Origin of the sequence: Tepidiforma sp. (assembly GCF_034432735.1) — a bacterium.
In the GTDB taxonomy this organism is placed as follows: domain Bacteria; phylum Chloroflexota; class Dehalococcoidia; order Tepidiformales; family Tepidiformaceae; genus Tepidiforma.
The window spans coordinates 1-3,200 of the sequence record NZ_DAOUBJ010000018.1 but is presented as its reverse complement, the minus strand read 5'-3'; the positions used below and the strand labels follow the sequence as shown (position 1 = coordinate 3,200).

Sequence of the window (3,200 nt, the reverse complement as noted above, 5' to 3'; positions counted from 1 at the left end):
GCTACACCGTCCCCTTCACCATCACCGCCATCCTCACCTACGCCGCCGCCGTCGCCGTCTTCTTCGCCCGGCCCGTCCAGGCACCCCTGCCCCAACCAGCTCCCCCAGCCTCCGCCCCCTCCCGTTCCCCCTCCGGCGCCGACTGACCCCATAGACACCGCCACACCCCGCCATCGGTTCCTGCAATCTGGACCGATCGATAACCCGATGGAAACGCGCCACCTGCCATACTGAAGCCATGGATATCACCTATCCGCCCGAGTGGACCATCACCCTCCGGAACGGGCAGCCAATGCGCATCCGCCCCATCCGACCCGACGACGTGCCCAACCTCTTCGCCTTCCACGAGCGCCTCTCGCTCGAATCCCTCCGCATGCGCTACTTCACACCCCGCCGGCGCCTCACCGAATCTACCGCACGCCATCTCTGTACCGTCGACTTCAAAGATCGTGCCGCCTTCGTCGCCAGCCCCATCGATTCCGATACCCTCCACGCCATCGGCCGCTACGAGCGCGACGCCCCCCGCTCCGCCGAAGTCGCCTTCATCGTCGAAGATGCCCTCCAAGGGCTCGGTATCGGGCCCGCCCTGCTCGACCGCCTCGCCCATCACGCCCGCAGCCAAGGCATCGAACGCTTCACCGCGGCCGTCCTCTGCGAAAACAGCCACATGCTCTCCGTCTTCCGCAACTCACCGTTCCGACCACAAGTGACCGTCGAACACGACTGCGCCTTCGTCAAACTCGACCTCGCGGCCCTCCCCGAACCCATCGCACAGCCAGCTCGCAGCCTCGTCCCCAGGCTGCGCCAAGCGCCCGGCACCGCGTAGCCTACTCCGCCGCCAGCGCCAACCCGAGATTGATCATCGCCCGCACGCTATAGCCGCTCGCACCCTTCGTTACCCAGCCCTTGTCCGCCGACATATTGTCCACCCCCGCGATGTCCATGTGCACCCACGGCGTCTTCCCCGCGAACGGCTCCAAGAACTTCGCACCGACGATCGTCCCCGCCCCCCGGTTCCCCGCCCCGACATTGCGGCAGTCCGCCACATCGCTCTTGATGTACTCGTCGTACTCCTTCCACATCGGCAGGCGCCACGTCTTCTCGCCAGCTGCCGCAGCCGCCTCCTCCACCTTCCGGCAGAACGCATCGTCGTTCGTCATCAACGCATAGCAAACATCCCCCAGCGCCGTCGTCACCGCGCCCGTCAGCGTCGCCACATCCACGATGCGCTTCGCGCCCAATTCGTTCGCCCAGCAGATCGCATCCGCCAGGACGAGCCGCCCCTCCGCGTCCGTGTTGATCACCTCGATCGTCCGGCCATTCATCGCCGTCACCACATCGCCCGGCTTCGTCGCGCTCCCCGAAGGCATGTTCTCCGTGCATGGCGCGATCGCCAGCACATTCACCTTCGCCCCCAAGCGCGCCAACGCCCAGGCCGCCGTGATCACCGAAGCCGCTCCCGTCATATCGGCCTTCATCGCCTCCATGTTCGCCGCCGGCTTGATGCTGATCCCACCTGTATCGAACGTAATGCCCTTGCCCACCAGCGCCAAATCCCACCCATCGCCCCCGCGCCCGCGGTACCCCATCCGGATGAGCTTCGGCGGCTCCACACTCCCCTTCGCCACCGAGAGCAGCGAACCCATCCCCTTCCGCTCCATATCCGCCCGCTCCAACACCTCGAACTCCATCCCCACATCGCGCGCCAGCGCCGCCGCCCGTTCAGCGAGCATCGTCGGGGTCAAGTGGTTCGAAGGCTCGTTCGCCATATCGCGAGCCAGATTCGTCGCCTCGGCCAGGATGCTGCCCCGCTCGGCCGCGCGCTCCATCGCCCCGACCTTCCCTCCATCGAACTCCACGATCACCACCTCCTCGATCCCCGTCGCCTCGTCGCCCGGATTCGACTTGTGCTTCACGAACCGGTAGCCGCCCAAGATCGAGCCCTCCGCGATCGCCTGCGCACAGGCCGCCGGGTCGAGCCCCCCGATACCCGCACCATGCGCGATCGTCGCCACCCGTCGAATCCCCGGCTTGCGCAGCGCCCGCACCACATTCGCCGCCACATTCCGCACCGCATCGATATCGAACTCCGCCTGCGGCCCGAGGCCAGCCACCAGCACCCGCGGCGCGGGCATCCGCCCCAACGTATGGATGGTCACCAACTCCCCGGCCTTCCCCCTCAAGTCCCCCGCCGCGATCACCTGCCGGATCGCTCCGCCCAAAGCCGCGTCCACGGCCCCCGTGCCACCACCCGGGGCCGTCACCCCCTCGAACAGGTTCACCACCACCGCGTCCGCCGCCACCTTGGTGATGTCCCCTTGCTCGATTCGAACCTTCACGTTGTCTCCCCCATCGCCATCCCGGCCCTCGGGCCGGCGTGCTACCTTGAAATCAGCATTATCGCCGGGCCCCGCCCGGCAGGCCACCGGAGCCCCCGATGACCCGGCCCGCCGAGCCCCCAGCCCCACGCCTCGCCCGCCTCTGGGGCACCCTCGCCCGTTACGGCATCACCGAGGCCCTCGTCGTCATCGTCGCCTTCCTTATCTATTTCACCGTCCGAAGCATGGTCGTCGGTCGCGCCGGCGAAGCCATGGTCCGCGCCTTCAACCTCATCGAACTCGAACAGCAGCTCCACATCTACTGGGAACTCCAGATGCAGGCCTGGATCCTCGACTCCTACTGGGCCATCAAAGCCATGAACTGGGTCTACTTCTGGGGCCATATGCCCCTCGTCGCCCTCCTCGCCGTCTGGCTCTTCTCCTTCCATCGCCACGCCTACTACCGCACCCGTAACGCCTTCCTCGCCTCCGGCGCCATCGGCGTCGTCATCTACTGGTGGTTCCCCGTCGCCCCGCCCCGACTCGTCCCCTTCGCCGGATTCATCGATACCATGGCAGCGTTCGACCGCTTCGGCTACAACGCCCAGGAGACCCAAGCCTTCGTCAACCCCTTCGCCGCCGTCCCCAGCCTCCACTTCGGCTGGGCGCTGCTCCTCGGCGCCGTCGTCGCCTGGGTCGGCCGCCACCCCCTCGCCCTCGCCTTCGGCATCGCTTGGCCAGTCGCCATGTTCTTCGCCATCGTCATGACCGGCAACCACTTCATCCTCGATGCCCTCCTCGGCGGCATCGTCAGCTTCGCCGGCTTCGCCATCGCCCTCGCCCTCGAACGCTGGTGGCCGCCCACCCGGCGAGCGCTCACCG

Annotated in this window: 3 protein-coding genes; 2 read left to right on the top strand and 1 reads right to left on the bottom strand. The window is 67.3% G+C overall.

Translation table 11 applies throughout. The annotated features are described in order from the left end of the window. The first annotated feature begins 238 nt into the window (after positions 1 to 238). On the top strand, positions 239 to 826 hold the full coding sequence (locus VAE53_RS01340) for a GNAT family N-acetyltransferase (RefSeq protein ID WP_322817557.1): 588 nt from the start codon (positions 239 to 241) through the stop codon (positions 824 to 826). Position 827: 1 nt separating this feature from the next. Here VAE53_RS01340 and VAE53_RS01335 read toward each other — a convergent pair whose 3' ends face one another. Then, positions 828 to 2,339 carry a leucyl aminopeptidase gene (locus tag VAE53_RS01335; RefSeq protein ID WP_322817556.1) on the bottom strand — a complete coding sequence of 504 codons (1,512 nt, stop codon included), beginning with the start codon at positions 2,337 to 2,339 and terminating at the stop codon, positions 828 to 830. A 98-nt stretch (positions 2,340 to 2,437) separates the two neighbouring features. On the opposite strand from VAE53_RS01335, the gene VAE53_RS01330 reads away from it, so the two are divergent. Continuing rightward, positions 2,438 to 3,200, top strand: a 763-nt coding sequence (locus VAE53_RS01330) for a phosphatase PAP2 family protein (RefSeq protein ID WP_322817555.1), incomplete at its 3' end; no start/stop codon positions are given.

Coding starts and splice junctions, on each gene's coding strand:
- VAE53_RS01340 (WP_322817557.1), top strand. CDS start 239: ATGGATATCACCTATCCGCCCGAGTGGACCATCACCCTCCGGAACGGG.